The organism is Candidatus Leptofilum sp., from assembly GCF_965223285.1.
In the GTDB taxonomy this organism is placed as follows: Bacteria; Chloroflexota; Anaerolineae; order Promineifilales; family Promineifilaceae; genus Leptofilum.
Genome location: NZ_OZ244997.1, coordinates 6,259,153 through 6,274,440, shown reverse-complemented (window position 1 = coordinate 6,274,440; position 15,288 = coordinate 6,259,153). Strand labels below are relative to the sequence as shown.

12 protein-coding genes are annotated in these 15,288 nt (G+C 53.4%); 6 read left to right on the top strand and 6 right to left on the bottom strand.

The features are described from left to right. Positions 1 to 5 precede the first annotated feature (5 nt). The gene (gene bmt, locus ACOQPU_RS28085; RefSeq protein ID WP_420643135.1) at positions 6 to 971 is read right to left on the bottom strand and encodes a betaine--homocysteine S-methyltransferase; all 966 of its coding nucleotides are present in this window, start codon (positions 969 to 971) and stop codon (positions 6 to 8) included. 70 nt (positions 972 to 1,041) lie between these two features. Then, entirely contained in the window at positions 1,042 to 3,918 is a 2,877-nt protein-coding gene (locus ACOQPU_RS28080; protein ID WP_420643134.1) for a UPF0182 family protein, read from the bottom strand. A 298-nt stretch (positions 3,919 to 4,216) separates the two neighbouring features. Between ACOQPU_RS28080 and ACOQPU_RS28075 the strand changes: the two genes are divergently transcribed. The 6 genes from ACOQPU_RS28075 (at position 4,217) to ACOQPU_RS28050 (ending at position 8,223) form a co-directional block, all read left to right on the top strand. After that, positions 4,217 to 4,372: a hypothetical protein gene (locus ACOQPU_RS28075; protein ID WP_420643133.1), complete on the top strand. Its 156-nt coding sequence runs from the start codon at positions 4,217 to 4,219 to the stop codon at positions 4,370 to 4,372. Then, a complete protein-coding gene (locus tag ACOQPU_RS28070; protein WP_420643132.1) occupies positions 4,372 to 5,268 on the top strand; it encodes a hypothetical protein in 897 nt (298 codons plus the stop codon). The genes ACOQPU_RS28075 and ACOQPU_RS28070 overlap by 1 nt, the downstream gene beginning before the upstream one ends. 134 nt (positions 5,269 to 5,402) lie before the next feature. Then, positions 5,403 to 5,639, top strand: a complete 237-nt coding sequence (locus ACOQPU_RS28065) for a type II toxin-antitoxin system Phd/YefM family antitoxin (protein WP_420643131.1) — start codon at positions 5,403 to 5,405, stop codon at positions 5,637 to 5,639. After that, positions 5,626 to 6,000, top strand: coding sequence for a type II toxin-antitoxin system VapC family toxin (locus ACOQPU_RS28060; RefSeq protein ID WP_420643130.1), 375 nt, complete (start codon positions 5,626 to 5,628; stop codon positions 5,998 to 6,000). Before ACOQPU_RS28065 ends, ACOQPU_RS28060 begins: the two co-directional genes overlap by 14 nt. Before the next feature lie 133 nt (positions 6,001 to 6,133). Next, positions 6,134 to 7,225: a zinc-ribbon domain-containing protein gene (locus tag ACOQPU_RS28055; protein ID WP_420643129.1), complete on the top strand. Its 1,092-nt coding sequence runs from the start codon at positions 6,134 to 6,136 to the stop codon at positions 7,223 to 7,225. Then, complete coding sequence (locus tag ACOQPU_RS28050; protein ID WP_420643128.1) at positions 7,222 to 8,223, top strand: tocopherol cyclase family protein; 1,002 nt, start codon at positions 7,222 to 7,224, stop codon at positions 8,221 to 8,223. The genes ACOQPU_RS28055 and ACOQPU_RS28050 overlap by 4 nt, the downstream gene beginning before the upstream one ends. Positions 8,224 to 8,377: 154 nt before the next feature. On the opposite strand, the gene ACOQPU_RS28045 is transcribed toward ACOQPU_RS28050, so the two are convergent. The 4 genes from ACOQPU_RS28045 to ACOQPU_RS28030 all read right to left on the bottom strand — a co-directional run bounded on the left by ACOQPU_RS28045 (position 8,378) and on the right by ACOQPU_RS28030 (position 15,249). Next, positions 8,378 to 9,613, bottom strand: coding sequence for a glycosyltransferase (locus tag ACOQPU_RS28045; RefSeq protein ID WP_420643127.1), 1,236 nt, complete (start codon positions 9,611 to 9,613; stop codon positions 8,378 to 8,380). Positions 9,614 to 9,687: 74 nt separating this feature from the next. Continuing rightward, positions 9,688 to 11,364 carry an alpha-amylase family glycosyl hydrolase gene (locus tag ACOQPU_RS28040; protein ID WP_420643126.1) on the bottom strand — a complete coding sequence of 559 codons (1,677 nt, stop codon included), beginning with the start codon at positions 11,362 to 11,364 and terminating at the stop codon, positions 9,688 to 9,690. 117 nt (positions 11,365 to 11,481) lie between these two features. Next, positions 11,482 to 14,151, bottom strand: a complete 2,670-nt coding sequence (locus ACOQPU_RS28035) for a hypothetical protein (protein WP_420643125.1) — start codon at positions 14,149 to 14,151, stop codon at positions 11,482 to 11,484. Between the two features lie 9 nt (positions 14,152 to 14,160). Continuing rightward, positions 14,161 to 15,249 carry an ABC transporter ATP-binding protein gene (locus tag ACOQPU_RS28030; protein WP_420643124.1) on the bottom strand — a complete coding sequence of 363 codons (1,089 nt, stop codon included), beginning with the start codon at positions 15,247 to 15,249 and terminating at the stop codon, positions 14,161 to 14,163. Positions 15,250 to 15,288 lie beyond the last annotated feature (39 nt).

The window sequence follows — 15,288 nt, the reverse complement described above, 5'->3', positions numbered from 1 at the left end:
AATCGTTACCCTCTGCGGCGGCTGCGGCGGCGTGGGGCGCGTGTGGCCGAGGCGGCAACGGCCGTTTCTACCAGTTGGCGTTCAATCGGGGTACTTTCCAGAGCGGCTTTCATGGCGGCAACGTGGGTTGGGGTGCTGCCACAGCAGGCACCGATGATGCGCGCCCCGTAGTTGCGCACCTTCACCGCGTAGTCGGCCATCACCTCCGGCGTGCCGTTGTAGCGCAGGTGGCCATTCACAAATTCCGGGATGCCAGCGTTGGATTTGGCGACGAAGGGATATTCCTGGTTGGTAGCATACATTGCCTGAATCACGCCTTCGATCTCTTCTGGCCCGTTGCCGCAGTTGCCGCCGAGCGCGGCGAGGTTCATCCCGCTCAGTTCGGTGAATGCCTGCACGGGGGTGATGCCCATCATGGTACGGCCGTTTGTATCAAACGTCATGGTGGCCACAATGGGCAGATTGATGACTTCGCGGCAGCCTTGCACAGCGGCACGCACCTCGTTCACATCGCTCATCGTTTCAATCCATAGCACATCCACGCCCCCTACGGCCAGGCCTGCCGCCTGATCGGCAAAGGCTGCCACGGCGTCGTCGTAGGCCATTGCCCCCACAGGTTCCATAATTTCACCCGTCGGGCCGATGGAGCCACCCACCACCACGGGATTGGCGGCTGCATCTGCTTCGGCGCGGGCCAGTTCGGCGGCGGCTTTGTTTAGCTCAAACACACGGTCTTGCAGATTGTGCAGCTTCAGGCGGAAGCTGGTGCCGCCAAACGAGTTGGTAAGGATAATCTGGGAACCGGCTTCGATGTAGCCACGATGGACCGTGCGGATGCGGTTCGGATGGAGCACGTTCCACATTTCGGGTGGATCGCCTTGCTCTAGCCCTGCCGCCATGAGCATGGTGCCCATGCCGCCATCGGCGATGAGATAATCGTGAGTTGCCAGTAATTCCGCTAATTTGCTCATATCATTTTCCTCAAAGTAAAGGTTACAGACGGTAGCTTACCGCTTTTGGGTGCAATGTCAAACCTCGCCCTTAAGGTGTACTGCCCGTCAGTTCTACCAGGCGGTTGAGCGTATCTTCCAATGCTTCCAGCTCTGCGCCGTAGGTGCCCCAGTCTCCATTGCGTTGGGCTGCCTGGGCGGCTTCAAAGTGGGCGTTGGCAGCAGCAATCAGCTCTTCCACGTTGGCATCTACCGGGGCAACTTCAACCGTGGGGGCGTCTTCGCTGGAAACGGCCGTATCGCCATCCCCATCTTCCACCACAATCTCACCCGGCGACTCCAGCAGCAGGGCAGAAAGTGCCCCGTTGAGCGACGTGTCCATCGCAATGCGCGTGTCGGTGGCCACAATCACCCGCTTCAGCTCTGGCAGGGCACTGGTGTCGGCACGCAGGTAAATTGGCTCCACGTACAGGAAGCTGTCGTTGAGCGGAATGACCAGCAGGTTGCCCCGGATAACGTTCGAGCCACCCTGATCCCACAGCGAAAACTGCTGCGAGATAGACGGTTCCTGATCGATACGGCTTTCTACCTGGAGCGGCCCAAAGACCAATTCCTGCTTAGGCAGCTCGTACACCACCAATTCGCCATAATTTTCCGGGTCGTTGCGTACCGCCATCCAGGCGATCATGTTGTCTTTCCCAACCGGGTTAAATGGCTGAATCATCAAATATTCGCTTTCCGTTTCACCGGGCAGCGGCATAATGACGTAATACGGTTCCATTGGCTGCTGATTGCCCTCAAACACCTCTTGCGGAATTTGCCACACGTCTTCCTGGTTGAAGAAGACACGTACGTCGGTCATGTGGTAGCGCAAATATTGTTCTGCCTGAATGGTGAACAAATCTTCGGGATAGCGCAGGTGGCTAAGTAGATTTTCTGGCATTTGGCTGAGCGGCTTGAACAGGCCGGGGAAGGCGTTGCTATACGCCTGGATAATTGGGTCTTGTTCGTCAGCAATGTAGTAATTCACCGTGCCGTCGTAGGCGTCAATGGTAATTTTAACGGCGTTGCGGATGTAGTTGATGCCTGTCGTTTCGTCGCGCGTGGCGTAAGGAAAGCGGTTGCTAAAGGTAAACGCATCCTGAATCCAGACCAAATTGCCGTCATCGGTTAGAACAATGTAGGGATCGCTGTCCAGAGCCAGGAAGGGCGTGATCATCTCAATGCGCTCTTGAATTTGGCGGTGGATTTGTACGCGCGTTTGGGTGTTGATTTCATCACTCAGCAACACGTTGGTGTCGCCCAGGCGGAAGGCAAAGGCCAGCCGCTTGAGGAAGCTATCTAGCGGCACGCCGCCCGTGCCTGCGTAGCTGGAGTAGACGTTTTCATTGCCGCTGGGGTAGCTAAATTCGTCCCGGTCGCTGCCCACAAACACCTCATCGTTGGCAAACTCGCCATAGTAAATTTCTGGCCGAGTCACTTGCAAATCAATTTCGCTTTCTGGCGGTAGATTTTTGATGAAGAATTCGGGCTGGCCGTCAGCCGTGAAGCGATCTACCGGGTTCATAACGATGCCGTAGCCGTGCGTGAATTCCAGCTTGGTGTTGACCCAGGAAAGGCTGGGGAGCTGGCTTTTGTCTAGCTCGCGGGTGGCGAGCATCACTTGCTGCAATTCCCCGTCGATGACGTATCGGTCAATGTCAATTTCGCCAAAGACGTAATACGGCCGTAACGCCTGAAGCTGCGTATACGTGGCCCGGAGCGGGCGGTAATCCCACAGGCGGATATTGTTCAAGACGTCGCTGTTGGCGTTGATGTCCGCTTGGCTCAACGGGTCAACTTGCTCAAAATCACGGGTTTGAATTTTGTCCAGATTAAAGCCCAGCCGAGTGAAGTCGAGATTATACTGGATGTATGGCGTCTCGCGCACCAGCTCATTTGGCTCCACCTCGTACCTTTGCAGCAAGGCCGGATAGACGCCGCCCACCAAAATGGTGGTCAGCAGCCACAATCCACCGGCCACAATCAACGGCCGTAAACTCAGCCGAAAAATGTTGAAGAACATCACCAGCGCCGCCAGCACCATGAACGCAATTTGGCCGTACAGCGCGTACAGCGACGCATTGATGTCTGTATAGCTGGCACCAAACACCACCCCCCGCGCTGAATAATTCAGATTGAAAATCTCAAACAGGTTGCCGGTGGCCCACAGCAGCAAAATGAGTGCTGCCAAAAACGCCACATGCTGCCGCAAAACGGCCGAATCCTGTGGTCGCCATTTGCCCCGCTGAATTTCGATGGCGTTGTTGACGGCATAGATGGCCAGCGTGCCCAAAATGGTGAGCAGCAGCAGCGACACCAGCCATTGCTGGATGGCTTCATAAACGGGCAGCTCAAACAGGTAAAAGCTCACGTCTCGGTTAAAGATGGGATCGTTGGTGCCAAACGGGACGCGATTGAGGAACAGCAAAAATTCGTCCCAGCGCACCGCAATGGAGCTGGCAAAACCAAACGACAAAAAGAGAGCCACGCCCAGCAAAATCCAGCGGACGGCCCCAATTTGCAAGAAGCGCGGATTGTACGGAGGCGTATCTTTAATGGCGCGGCGGCGGGCAATGGCCCAGTTGCCCCACAAAATGATGAGCGCAATGACAAAAAAGGCGATGAAGCTAAAAAATTGGTAGCTCCAGCGCGTCAGCCAAACGTTTTGGTAATTAAGTTCTGTGAACCATAGCCAATCGGTGAAGATGCCCACCAGCCAGTTGAGGCTGATGAATAGCACAAACAAAATCCCGATGATCCACAGGTTGCGGTTGCTGCCGCGGGGGCGGCGTGGACGGCTGGGGAAGGGGGGACGGTCGCCGCCGCCTTCGCCACCTTCTCCGCCTTCGCCCCGGTTACCTTCCCAGCCAGCCTCTTCCATGGCTCGCCGGAACACTTCTGGGATGTCCCAGTTATCTCGACTCATGTTTTCCGTCCTAAATAAATTGGCCACAGAGAACTCAGAGAATTTTGAGGATTTTCACTCATTTTGGTGTATTTCTGCGGCTTTTTCAGGTAAATTTCTCACCATCATTTTCCCACATTTTGGGAGGAAAATGATGAGACCGTAGTGAGAACGGCCGTTTCTATTTTTCATGTCTACCAATTGGGATTAAATTCCCGATAGCACCATTTTACCAGAATAATCGCAGGGGCGAGGCAGTTGGGCAAAATCTACACTGCGCAACTCTGTACAGTTCCCCCAAATTTTGCTATAAAACGGTATGCCAAACATTACCCCCAAACAGTTCGTCGCCAAATGGTCGCAAATTCAGCAAAAAGAAACGGCCGTTTCCCAATCCCACTTCAACGACGAGCAAATTTTAGAGCGGCTACTGGCACTAAATTTGCAAAGAGCGGCAAACCAAATCAAAAGATAATGAACAGTTTTTGGAAAGTATCATTTTGGTTATTTTTTCTTTTGTCGTTTTCTGTTTGGATATTCGCTATCCTCAGTCAAAGAGGGGAGCTAACATTTCTATCAGACGCGACGCAACAAAACTTACGTCAATACGAATCGTTGGTTCTGCAATATTTTCCACTTTTACTAACACTTTTGGCTTTGTTCATCAGCTACATGTCACTTCAAATCTCAAACGAGCGAAAGGAAATTGCCAGACGGCAGCTTGAAGAATCGCGTTTAGAGAAAGCCCAGAGAAGATTGACAATCACCCTCATGGAAGCCTTCAAACAGGAAAATATGTATGTGTATGGTAGCAATGTCCCCCTAAACTGGTGGGTTCTCAAATTCATTCTAACCAACAATGGCAGTGAGCAAGAAATTTTCTCCGAATTGCTTATTGAAATGGAAATGAAAATAGCTAAAGAGCGGACATTCACCGAGCTGGTTTTTCGTGATACATTCATAGAGCCATTTATCAATTTAGGAGCCCTAAGAAAATATTCTCGATATCGAATGTATCTGCACGATCCTCGCCAAATCAGTAATTCGGCAGTAGGTATAAGCACAAGTGGTGTACGCATTTTTTCAAGTGCCAAATTGGTGAATTGGAGTTCTAAAGAGCAGGTTCTGTTTGCTCCAAACAAGGAAATTTACGGGCCGAATCCTGGCGAGAAGCAAATATGGTTGCTCTTTGGCAAAACAACCATTGAATTTCAGAGATTCTTAGCAGAAGAAATGAATAGCCTACGACGAATCATATGCACATTTACGACAGATAGTGGCAAGCTACAAATTGAAGCCAAATATTCTCGCTCGGGTACAATTTCCCCAGACTTTCAAGCTGAATTAGAAAGATTGATGACCACTGACTAATTTTTAACTGCAAATGGGTTTTCTTCTAGGCTGTGACGTGCTAACCTGAGCTGTTGTGCTTGACCGGGGTGAATCAATTTTGGTAATATGTACGTATCTTTGGAAAAAGCGTACGTACAGCAAAGGCTAAACAGATGAAAACAATAACCCCAACCGAATTGCGCGCCAATATTTACAAGCTGCTAGAAGAAGTATTGACCAGCGGAGAACCGCTAGAAATAAATAAAGGCGGCAAGCGGCTGCGCATTGTACCGGTAAACGAAGGTTCTAAGCTGGAAAACCTGGTTTCTCGCCCAGAGGTGATTCAGGGCGACCCCGAAGAGTTGGTGACGATTAGCTGGGAGCAAGAGGTGAATCTTGATCTACCTTGATACCCATGTGGTTGTTTGGCTCTATGCTGGACAGTTGAATCGATTTAGTGGTGAGGTGCAATCACTGCTGAATGAAAACGATTTACTGGTTTCCCCAATCGTTCAGCTTGAACTGCAATATCTGCACGAAATTGAGCGAATTACGGTGAGTGCCAACGCAGTTTTAGCAGACTTGGCGGCACGAATTGGTTTGCAGGTGTGTGGTAAACGGTTTCAGGCGGTGGTACAGGCAGCAACGGCCGTTTCCTGGACGCGTGACCCATTCGATCGCCTTATCGTGGCCAATGCCAGCCTGAATGACAACCTGCTTGTTACCAAAGATCAGACGATGTTAGCAAATTATCCTCACGCCAGATGGTAACTTGGGAAACGGCCGTTACCAATTCCTTTTCTTCTTCAAAAAACCAATTGAACCAAGCCGGCCCCTGCGTTACAATCTTCACGCACAAGCAAGACTTACAAGCACAAGCAAGCACACGTAACCGGAGCGTGGAATGACCAAAAAAACCGTTGGCTATGTTCATCTGGAGTGGGAATGCCCCGCCTGCGGCACTCGCAACAAGGGTGTTGACAAGATTTGCCGTAACTGCGGCGCGGCCCAGCCAGACGACGTGCAGTTTGAGCAGGTAGCCCAGGAATCGCTCATTCAGGATGAAAAGCTCATTGCCCAGGCCGCCGCTGGCCCGGACGTGCATTGCCCCTTTTGCGGCACGCGCAATCCAGCTACCGCCAGCCAATGCAGCCAATGCCTGGCTGACCTCACCGAGGCCAAAGCGCGTGAGGCGGGGCAGGTGGTAGGGGCGCACCAGAAGAAAGCGGTGCCAGACGTGGCCTGCACCCACTGCGGCGCGATGAACCCCGGCACGGCGCAGCAATGTTCGCAATGTGGTGCAGTCTTGCCCAAATTAGATCGGCCCAAACCGGCAGCCGCCCGACCCCAGGTGAGACGAGCGACGGGCATGTCCAGGACGGCGCGTTTTGTGCTGTTTGGCATTTTGGGGCTGTTTGCCATTGCCTGCATGGCCATCATAGTGCTTTCTAGCCGCACGGAGGAGATTGTGGGGGAAGTGCAGGGGGTATCGTGGGAAACGGCCGTAATGGTGCAGGCGTTGGTTCCGGTTGAGCTTCAAGATTGGGGTAATGAACTGCCCAATAATGCAGATGTCATTTCCTGTCGTCAGGAGCTACGCCGCACGCAATCGAACCCAGCACCAGGTGCCAACGAAGTGTGCGGCACGCCATACACGGTAGACACCGGTACCGGGGTCGGCGAGGTGGTGCAGGATTGCGTTTACGAAATTTATGATGAACTGTGTACCTACACAGAATTGCAATGGCACGACTTTGATCTGGTTTCCCTAACGGGGGATGATTTTGAACCGCGCTGGCCCAATCCCGCGCTGGCGCAGGACCAGCGGCTGGGCGAAAGTACAGAACAGTACGAAGTCTATTTTTGGGCAGATGGCGCGTCTTACACTTACCGCCCCGATGATGTGAATGAATTTAGCCAGTTTGATGACGGCAGTCGCTGGATTTTAGAGGTGAACGCGCTGGGTAATGTACGCTCTGTGACGCCAGACCGATGAAGCGGTTTGTCACCTCTGTACTCAATCCAGCCTGGTATCATGGTTTTGGTGCGAAACGGCCGTTCTTTGAGGGCTGGTATTACAAACTGATTGACGCCACCACCCAACACAAATACGCCATCATCCCCGGCGTCTTTCTGAGCGAAGACCCCCACGCTTTTATTCAGGTACTCAACGGCACAACCAAAGAAGCGTTTTACCATCGCTTTCCGCTCACACAATTTTGGGCGGCGGATGATCGGTTTGAGGTACACATTGGGGCCTGTCGCTTTACGCAGCAGGCGTTGAGTTTGCTCATTAACCAGCCAGAGCAAAAAATAGAGGCCGATATGCACTTTGGCGGCGGGCAGCCGTGGCCGGTGACGCTCACTTCGCCGGGGATTATGGGCTGGTACGCTTGGGTGCCGACAATGGAGTGCTATCACGGCGTTCTCAGCTTCGACCATGCCATCTACGGCACCATGCGCGTGAATGGCGACCTGCTGGACTTCCACGGCGGGCGCGGCTACATCGAGAAAGATTGGGGGCAATCGTTCCCCTCCGCCTGGATTTGGCTGCAAAGTAACCATTTTGAACACAGCCCGCGTACCAGCCTCACCGCCTCGATTGCGATGATTCCCTGGCAATTTACCCGGTTCCGGGGCTTCATTGTTGGCTTGTGGCATAGGGGCAGGCTGTACCGCTTTGCCACCTACACCGGGGCCAAAACGGAGACGCTGGCGGTGGCGGGGGAGCAAATTCATTGGGTACTGACGGGCAAAAGGGCGGGGGCGGTTCACCGCTTGGAGATTATCGCCAGCCGGGGAGAAGCGGGCATTTTGGCGGGGCCGTCTACGGTGGATATGGGTAAGCGGGTGGCCGAATCGCTCACGGCCACGGCAACCGTGCGCCTGTCCCGGCTAAATGGTGGGAAAGATGAGCCAATTTTTGTGGGAAACGGCCGTTTCGCCGGGCTAGAAGTTCACAATATTGAAGCAGAACTCCTCACCGCCAAGTAGTTCCAAAAAGCGCAAAAATCAACACCTTGTCATTTTGAACGCAGTGAAAAATCCCAACCATGATTCGTGAGTGGTTTATAAACGAAGTTGGACGGGATTTCTCGGAGGACCTCGAAATGACCACTGGTGATAGGTTTTTTTGAGCGACGATGGGTTATTTGAGGATTGGGGCTAGCAATTGGGCCAGGGTTTGGTAAGAGAAATGTTGCTTGCCGAGTTCGTAGTTGTGGCTAGTGGCGGGAACGGCCGTTTCTGGATTTTCTAGCCAGCCCCGCAGCGTGTTCACTGTTTCTGGCGTGATTTCCCCATCAATCTCCGCAAATTGGAAGCCCAGCGGTCCAATGTCGGCCGCGTAGACCGGGTACCGGTTTACCACGGCGGGCAGCTTGAAGTAAACCGTCTCAATGAGCGCATTGCCAAACCCCTCGATGAAGCTGGGGTAGGTAACCAAATCGGCGTGCGGATACGCATCCCACAGTGAGTAAATTTTTGTGTCGCTAGCCCGCCGCCGCAGATCGTCCACCTTGTCCCCTGCGTAGATCAACGCCACATTTTTGGCCTCTGCCAACGCCTGGAGTTCGTGTAGATACTTTAATCCTTCGTCGCCTGCCTTGTGGGTGATGACCAGCTTGGCGCGTGGGTCATTAAGCTGGTGCAACAGCTCAATCGACAGCTCAATCCCCTTGCGCGGAATAACGCGGGTAGGCTGCAAAATGAGCCAATCGTCTGGCTTTAGCCCAAGTGCCTGCCGAAAATCGGTGTTGAAATCATCGATGCCGGGGGGCGACGTGTGGAAGTCAAACACGTTGGGGATAACGAGGCTGTCTAGCCCGCGCCGCTGTTTGAGTGCGGTTTGGGCCAACGAGTTGATGGTGGCGTGGGTCAATCCAGGCAAATTTGGCGGAAAAAATTGGTCCAGAAATGTTTCGATCTGGCTGTCTAAAAAACGCGGCCGTTCCCAATAAAAATCGTGGTTGTGAGCCAGGCTGGGCAGCTTAAGCTCGGCCATTAGTTCTGTGAGGGCTTGGGCGAGGGGCAGCTGCATGGGAATGGCAAAGGCGTTCTGGATAATGACGTATTCGATCTTGTTTTGCGTAAGGAATTGGCGAAGCGGCCGTTTCAACTCTGCCGCACGTTTTTCAATGTCTGGCAGCAGGGTAACGGCCGTTTCCTTCTCCACAAAGGCGCGATCATGTAAATTTTTGGCAATCTCATCTTCAAAATGGAGACGGCCGTCTTCCAGGCCACGTTTTTTTAGCTCCAGGTCTAGTTCGCCCGCGCAGTAATAAATCTTATGGCCAAACTGCTGGGCAATGGCCACAATTTTGGCCGATTCCAGCGAAACGCCGTCGGTGCCAGCCAGTCTTGTAGAAATAACGCCAATATTCATAATTGTTTTTTAACTTTATCTCACGCAAAGACGCGAAGGAAAAAAATAGCACCTCTGTGCCTTTGCGTGAAATTTCATGGTTTGAGCCAGACAATTTGGTAGGGGGCGAGGGTGAAGTGGGCGGGAACGGCCGTTCCCGTCACCAAATCTTGCCCGGCAAGCGGTAATTCAATTTGTACGGAGCGGGCCGCTACATTTTGCAGGCAAAGCACCGCTTCACCCTGGTGCGAGCGCAAAATAGCAAATACGGCGGGGTGCAGGTTGAGGATTTTCTGCTCACCGACTGGGTGAAACGCTTTCTCACTGGTTCGCAGCCGCAGCAGGTGGCTATAGCCTGAAAACACAAGCTGCCGCAAGCCCGTTTGCAACGCCTGCTCCAACGCATCCCGCTGGAACTTTTGCCGGTTGATGCTGCGGTTGCGTCCGGTTTGCTGTACCCCTTCGTGCCAATTTTGCGAGCCAAACAGGCTGTGAAAGTAGATACCCGGTACGCCGCGCAGGGCTAGCATAATCGCCTGCGCCGCCAAAAAGCGGCGAGCCATTAGTTCGTCAGATTCAGCGGTACCGGGCACGCCGAGGGCGTTGAGGTAGTTGATGTTGAGCTCATAGGCAGCTTGGGTACCGTCGCCGTTGGCTTTGTAAGAGACGTAGCCGCCCAGCTTTTGCACGCGTTCAGCCATCGCGTTTATTTGCCCATCGGTGAGGATGCCGCGCGCGGGCGTCACGCCAATGCCGTCGTGCGAGGCGCAGAAGTTGAAGAAGGTGACGCGCTCAGACGGCAGTTCTAGCGTGCTGGCCCACTCAGCAAGCTGCTGGGCGTTGCCGGTGTGAAAGGTGTGCAGCAGCAGCGGCGGCAGAGAAAAGTTGTACACCATTTGGGCTTCGTTACGGCCGTTGCCAAAGTAAGAAATATTCTCTTCATGCGGCACGTTCGTTTCGGTGATGAGTACCACCTGAGGGGCAACCGCATCCAAAACGGCGCGCATGAGCTGGATGAGGCGATGCGTTTGCGGCAAGTTGAGGCTGCGCGTGCCGATCTCTTTCCACATGAAGCCAATCGCATCCAGCCGAATGGTGGTGGCCCCTTGCGCCACGTAAAAGAGCAGGGCGTCTAGCACAGCCAGCAGCACGTTGGGGTTCGCATAGTTCAAATCAATCTGATCGTCGCTGAAGGTGGTCCACAGGTGGCGCGTGCCGGATTGTGTCTGGAATGGGGTGAGCAGAGGCAGGGCGCGGGGGCGGAACACTGCCGAAAGATCAGCCTGCGGGTCTACAGTTACAAAAAAATCATCATACGCGGGATCGCCTTTCAGATATCGTTGGAACCAGTTGCTTTTGGCGGAGATGTGGTTGATGACGGCATCGAACATTAATTGGAAGTTATCGCGGAAAGTGGCAACATCTTCCCAACTGCCCAGCGCGGGATCCACCGCTTTGTAATCAATCACGGAAAAGCCATCGTCGCTGGAGGAAGGGTAGAAGGGGAGCAGATGGATGGTTTGGATACGGCCGTCTAGCTTATCTTTGCAAAAGTGGGCCAGCGTTTTCAGTGGGGCTTCCCCAGGAGCCTGCACCTGATCGCCGTAGGTGATGAGGACGCTGTCTTTTTCAGAAAAAAAGGACGTGGCCTCTGGCAATTCAGGCAGTTGGGGGCGCACGGTATCCAGAAGCGAAACCAGTTTAGGCAGCAACTGCACGGCCGTTTCTGCACCATAAAGAAAGGTTAAATGCTCAAGAATATCTTGATTCATAATTAAATTCTATAGGACTTACGCATTCGCCCTAACCAGACTACAAAAGTCTGGGTCTAATGGTGTTAATTCCAGAGAGAACAAGACTTTTGTAGTCTTCACTGCGTAAGTCCTGTTCTAGTCGAGCACAGTGGCCACATAATCAAAAATGCGTCGCTTAATCCGTAAATGGTTGAGGGCAGTTCCTACTTCGGCAACTTCGTCGTCAGGTTCATACAGGTAGCTGTAATCTTGCTCACCGCCAGAATCCAGCTTACGGCGGTTCAGCAAATGGGACAGCTTAAACTCCAACCGCTCCCGATCCAGAATGTAGATGCGGTGCTGCCAGCGCAACTTCTCTTTGCCTGCGCTGGCTGCCAGCTTGGCTTGGGCGGCAGCAATTTCCGCTTCCAGCTTTTTGATGTTGGCTTGCAGTTTCTCCAAAACGGCCGTATCTGGCACACCCTTGTTTTCCCCCACGCGCCAGCAAGGGCGGTTGTGCCAGGTGATGGTTGTTTGGCGGTCATTGACGGCGGGCAAGGTTTGTGGCAGTTGGATAGTGACGATCTTTTTGGCGGGGACGGCCGTACTTTCCCCCACTGCCTCACCCCAAACGTCGGTTTGCGGGTACGATTGCTGCAAAGTGATGGGGCTGTTGGTGGGATTGTACAATCGGGCCAGCAGCTTCTCGTTTTGCACGGTCAGGCTGCTCAGCGGCAGTTCTTCTGTGAGCAATGACCATTCTGTTTGGCTGCCTTGCCCCGCACCCTGCACGATGAGCGGCGGATGCTGGTAGCTGGCATTGAGCTTTTGCAGAGCCAGCGAATCTGGGGCAAAGGGGCCGATGGCCACGGCGACTTCATGGTGGACGGTGCGCTCGCAACGGCCGTCTGGTACATAGAAAAACGGGCCTGCATCCCCTTCGCGGTCTCGTAAACCTGCTTTGGTGAGCCACTCCACCGACCGTCGCAAGGTGAGGGCAATCGTGCCATCTTCTGTTGCCGTGTACGCGTTAATGCCTTTGGCCAGGACGGCCGTACACTCCTTTTCATGGCCAAGCGCGACAAAATTATGAAAAGGAAAATCTTTCACGCTGCCTAGCTCCCGCTGGCCGAGCAGCACCTTGGCCAAATTGCTCGGCAGTTCGCGAGGTAATAAATCGGTGTCGGCTACGGGTCGCTGCACCACGTCGAAGGGCATTCCGGCAAACAAATCACCTGGTTGGCCAGTTTCAAAGGCGAGGTCGATGCGCACATCGGTGCCGCGTGAATCCAAAATGATGTCCCAGCGGATTAACTGCGAGTCATCAAGATGTAGGGCAACCTGTGCACTGACTTCAATTTCATCATTGTGCCAACCGGCAATGTACGTGAGCATAGCGTAGTGGTCTGAAGTGAGGGAGAGGGTGATGGGGGATAACGGTCGTAATTCACCCAGCAGTTCACCCAATTCAGTTGAATAGGTGTCCCCGTCTTCTGCCCGCACCAAAAAACGGCCGAACGTTTGCTTATCCACCTGAACCAACCCGTCGGACGTGACGGTTACAGTGAAATGCTCATTTTCCCAGGTGAAATTTTCCACGGGATTTTGAGTAAATTCGATGTTTGCCCGCTTTTCAATAGGCCAAACGCCAACGCCGCGAGCCTCCGCCCAAACCAACTGGGCATCCCCAAGCTGCCAGCCTGGCTGCGCCAATGGATTCGTGCTAATCGCATAATCGCCAGAGGCAAAATTGGCCAGGATAGTTGCCAACGCCTTCTTCGCCTCGTTGCGCAACTCGTCAAACGTCTGGCGATAGCTGTAAACCATCTTTTCATGCACCTGATCGATGCTGACGCCGCAGATGCAATCATGCACGGCATTTTGTAGCAGCAGCCTACCCCACTGTTCAAACTTGTTAGCTGGGTAGGAACGGCCGTACAGCCGCGCCATCGCTGCCAACGGTTCTGCCATCACTTTCAGGTAGGTGCGCGCTGAGTAGACACCGGGGAAGGTAGCTCCGTACTTGCCGGAGTTCAGTTCCCCCTCAATGGTGGGCAAGGGCAGATTGTGCTGCCGGACGGCCTCCACAAATGAAGCAGGTGTTGCTTCTTGCAGCCGTAAATCGCCGTTCAGTTCAGCCTGCTGGCTAAAGAAGCGCATCGGGTCTTCGGGACTGTCTTCCAAATCGTAGCCGTCAAACAGGGGGATGTCCGGGGTGGGGTAGAACGGCCGTAGCTTGGCTACCTCCTGTTCTAACCGCTCCACGGCAACCTCTGGGGCGTGGGTGACGCCATACAGGTTGCGGTAGCCGCCAAACAGATCAACGGCCAGCAGTTGGCTGCCGTCTGCGCCCCGCCATTGGAAGTAAGGCACCAACTGCGGCACGCCACGCCACACAAAGGCGGCATCTAGGCCAAACAGTTGGTGAATTTGGGGCGATTGGCTGATGTGGCCAAAGGTATCAACCAGCCAGCCTGTCTCCATTTTTGCCCCAAAACGAGTGAGGTCGGTACGGCCGTACATCAGGTTCCGAATCAGCAGCTCCCCCCCGGTAAGCTGCCAATCCGGTTGGCAATAATACGGCCCAATTTGAAGCTGTTGGTCGCCAATCAAAGCTGCTACACGCGCCTCATACTCCGGGGCTACGTCCAGCAAATCCTCAATGACCAGCGTTTGCCCATCAAAAAGATAGCGAAAGTCACGGTTTTGCTGCGACAACTCAGTCAGCTTATCGATTAACCCAGGTATCCAGCGACTTGTGTAAACAGACGTTAAGAACCACTCGCGATCCCAGTGGGTATGGTTAATGATATGTACATTTGTCATGGTCAACCATTAAGCATACAAAACTTTTTCGCTATCACGATCGATCCAGCGAATTTTGTCTGCCGGGAAGCGCAACCACACATCCGTGTCGGGGGCTACGTCGAATGCAGGATGGGTACTGACTTTCACAATATCTTCGCCAATCTTCACGGTGAGCAGATTTTGCGAGCCGAGCGGTTCCACCACGCGCACCTGTACCTTCACCCCGTCATCAACCGGCTGGTTCAGCGTTTCCATGTTTTCGGCACGAATGCCCAGGATGACCTGCTGCCCATCATACTTTTTCAGCAAAGGCTTCATACTGTCGGCTGGTTCTAATTCAAAATCACCAATTTTTACCTTTAAAGCCCCATTTTGCTGAACCTGCCCCCGCATGAAGTTCATGGGCGGATTGCCAATAAAGCTACCCACAAAAAAGTTAGAGGGTAAGTCGTATACTCTGGTTGGATGATCCACCTGCTGAATAATGCCGTCCTTCATCACCGCAATGCGGTCCCCCATGCTGAGGGCCTCAATCTGGTCATGGGTAACATAGATGGTGGTAGCCCCAATGCCCGCTAGAAGCTGCTTAAGTTCGGCACGCATCTCCAGGCGCAGCAAAGCGTCCAGGTTGCTTAAAGGCTCATCCATCAGCAGCACTTCTGACTGCATGGCAATGGCTCGCGCCACAGCCACACGCTGCCGCTGGCCACCGCTCATATTGCTGGGGTAACGGTCTAGTAAATTCTCAATGTGCATCAGCCCCGCCGCATTTTTAACCCGCTTGTCAGATTCACGCGGATCAACGCCCGTCATCTTGAGGCCAAACGCGATGTTGTCCCGCACTTTCATATGCGGAAATATGGCGTAGCTTTGGAACACCATCGCAATTTTGCGCTGACGCGGGGGCAGAAACGTTACATCCCGCCCGCCAATGGTGATACGACCTTCATCAGCCATGCCTAATCCGGCTACGGTACGCAGTAGGGTGGTTTTGCCGCAGCCGCTAGGGCCAAGCAGCACTACAAACTCTTTATCTTCAATAATTAAATTCGCGTTATCTACCGCAACGAAATCGCCAAACCGTTTCGTTACGTTTTCTATTTTAATTTCAGCCATTTTAATCCCTTCCTTGTAAACCAGAGTTAGGTACTGGCT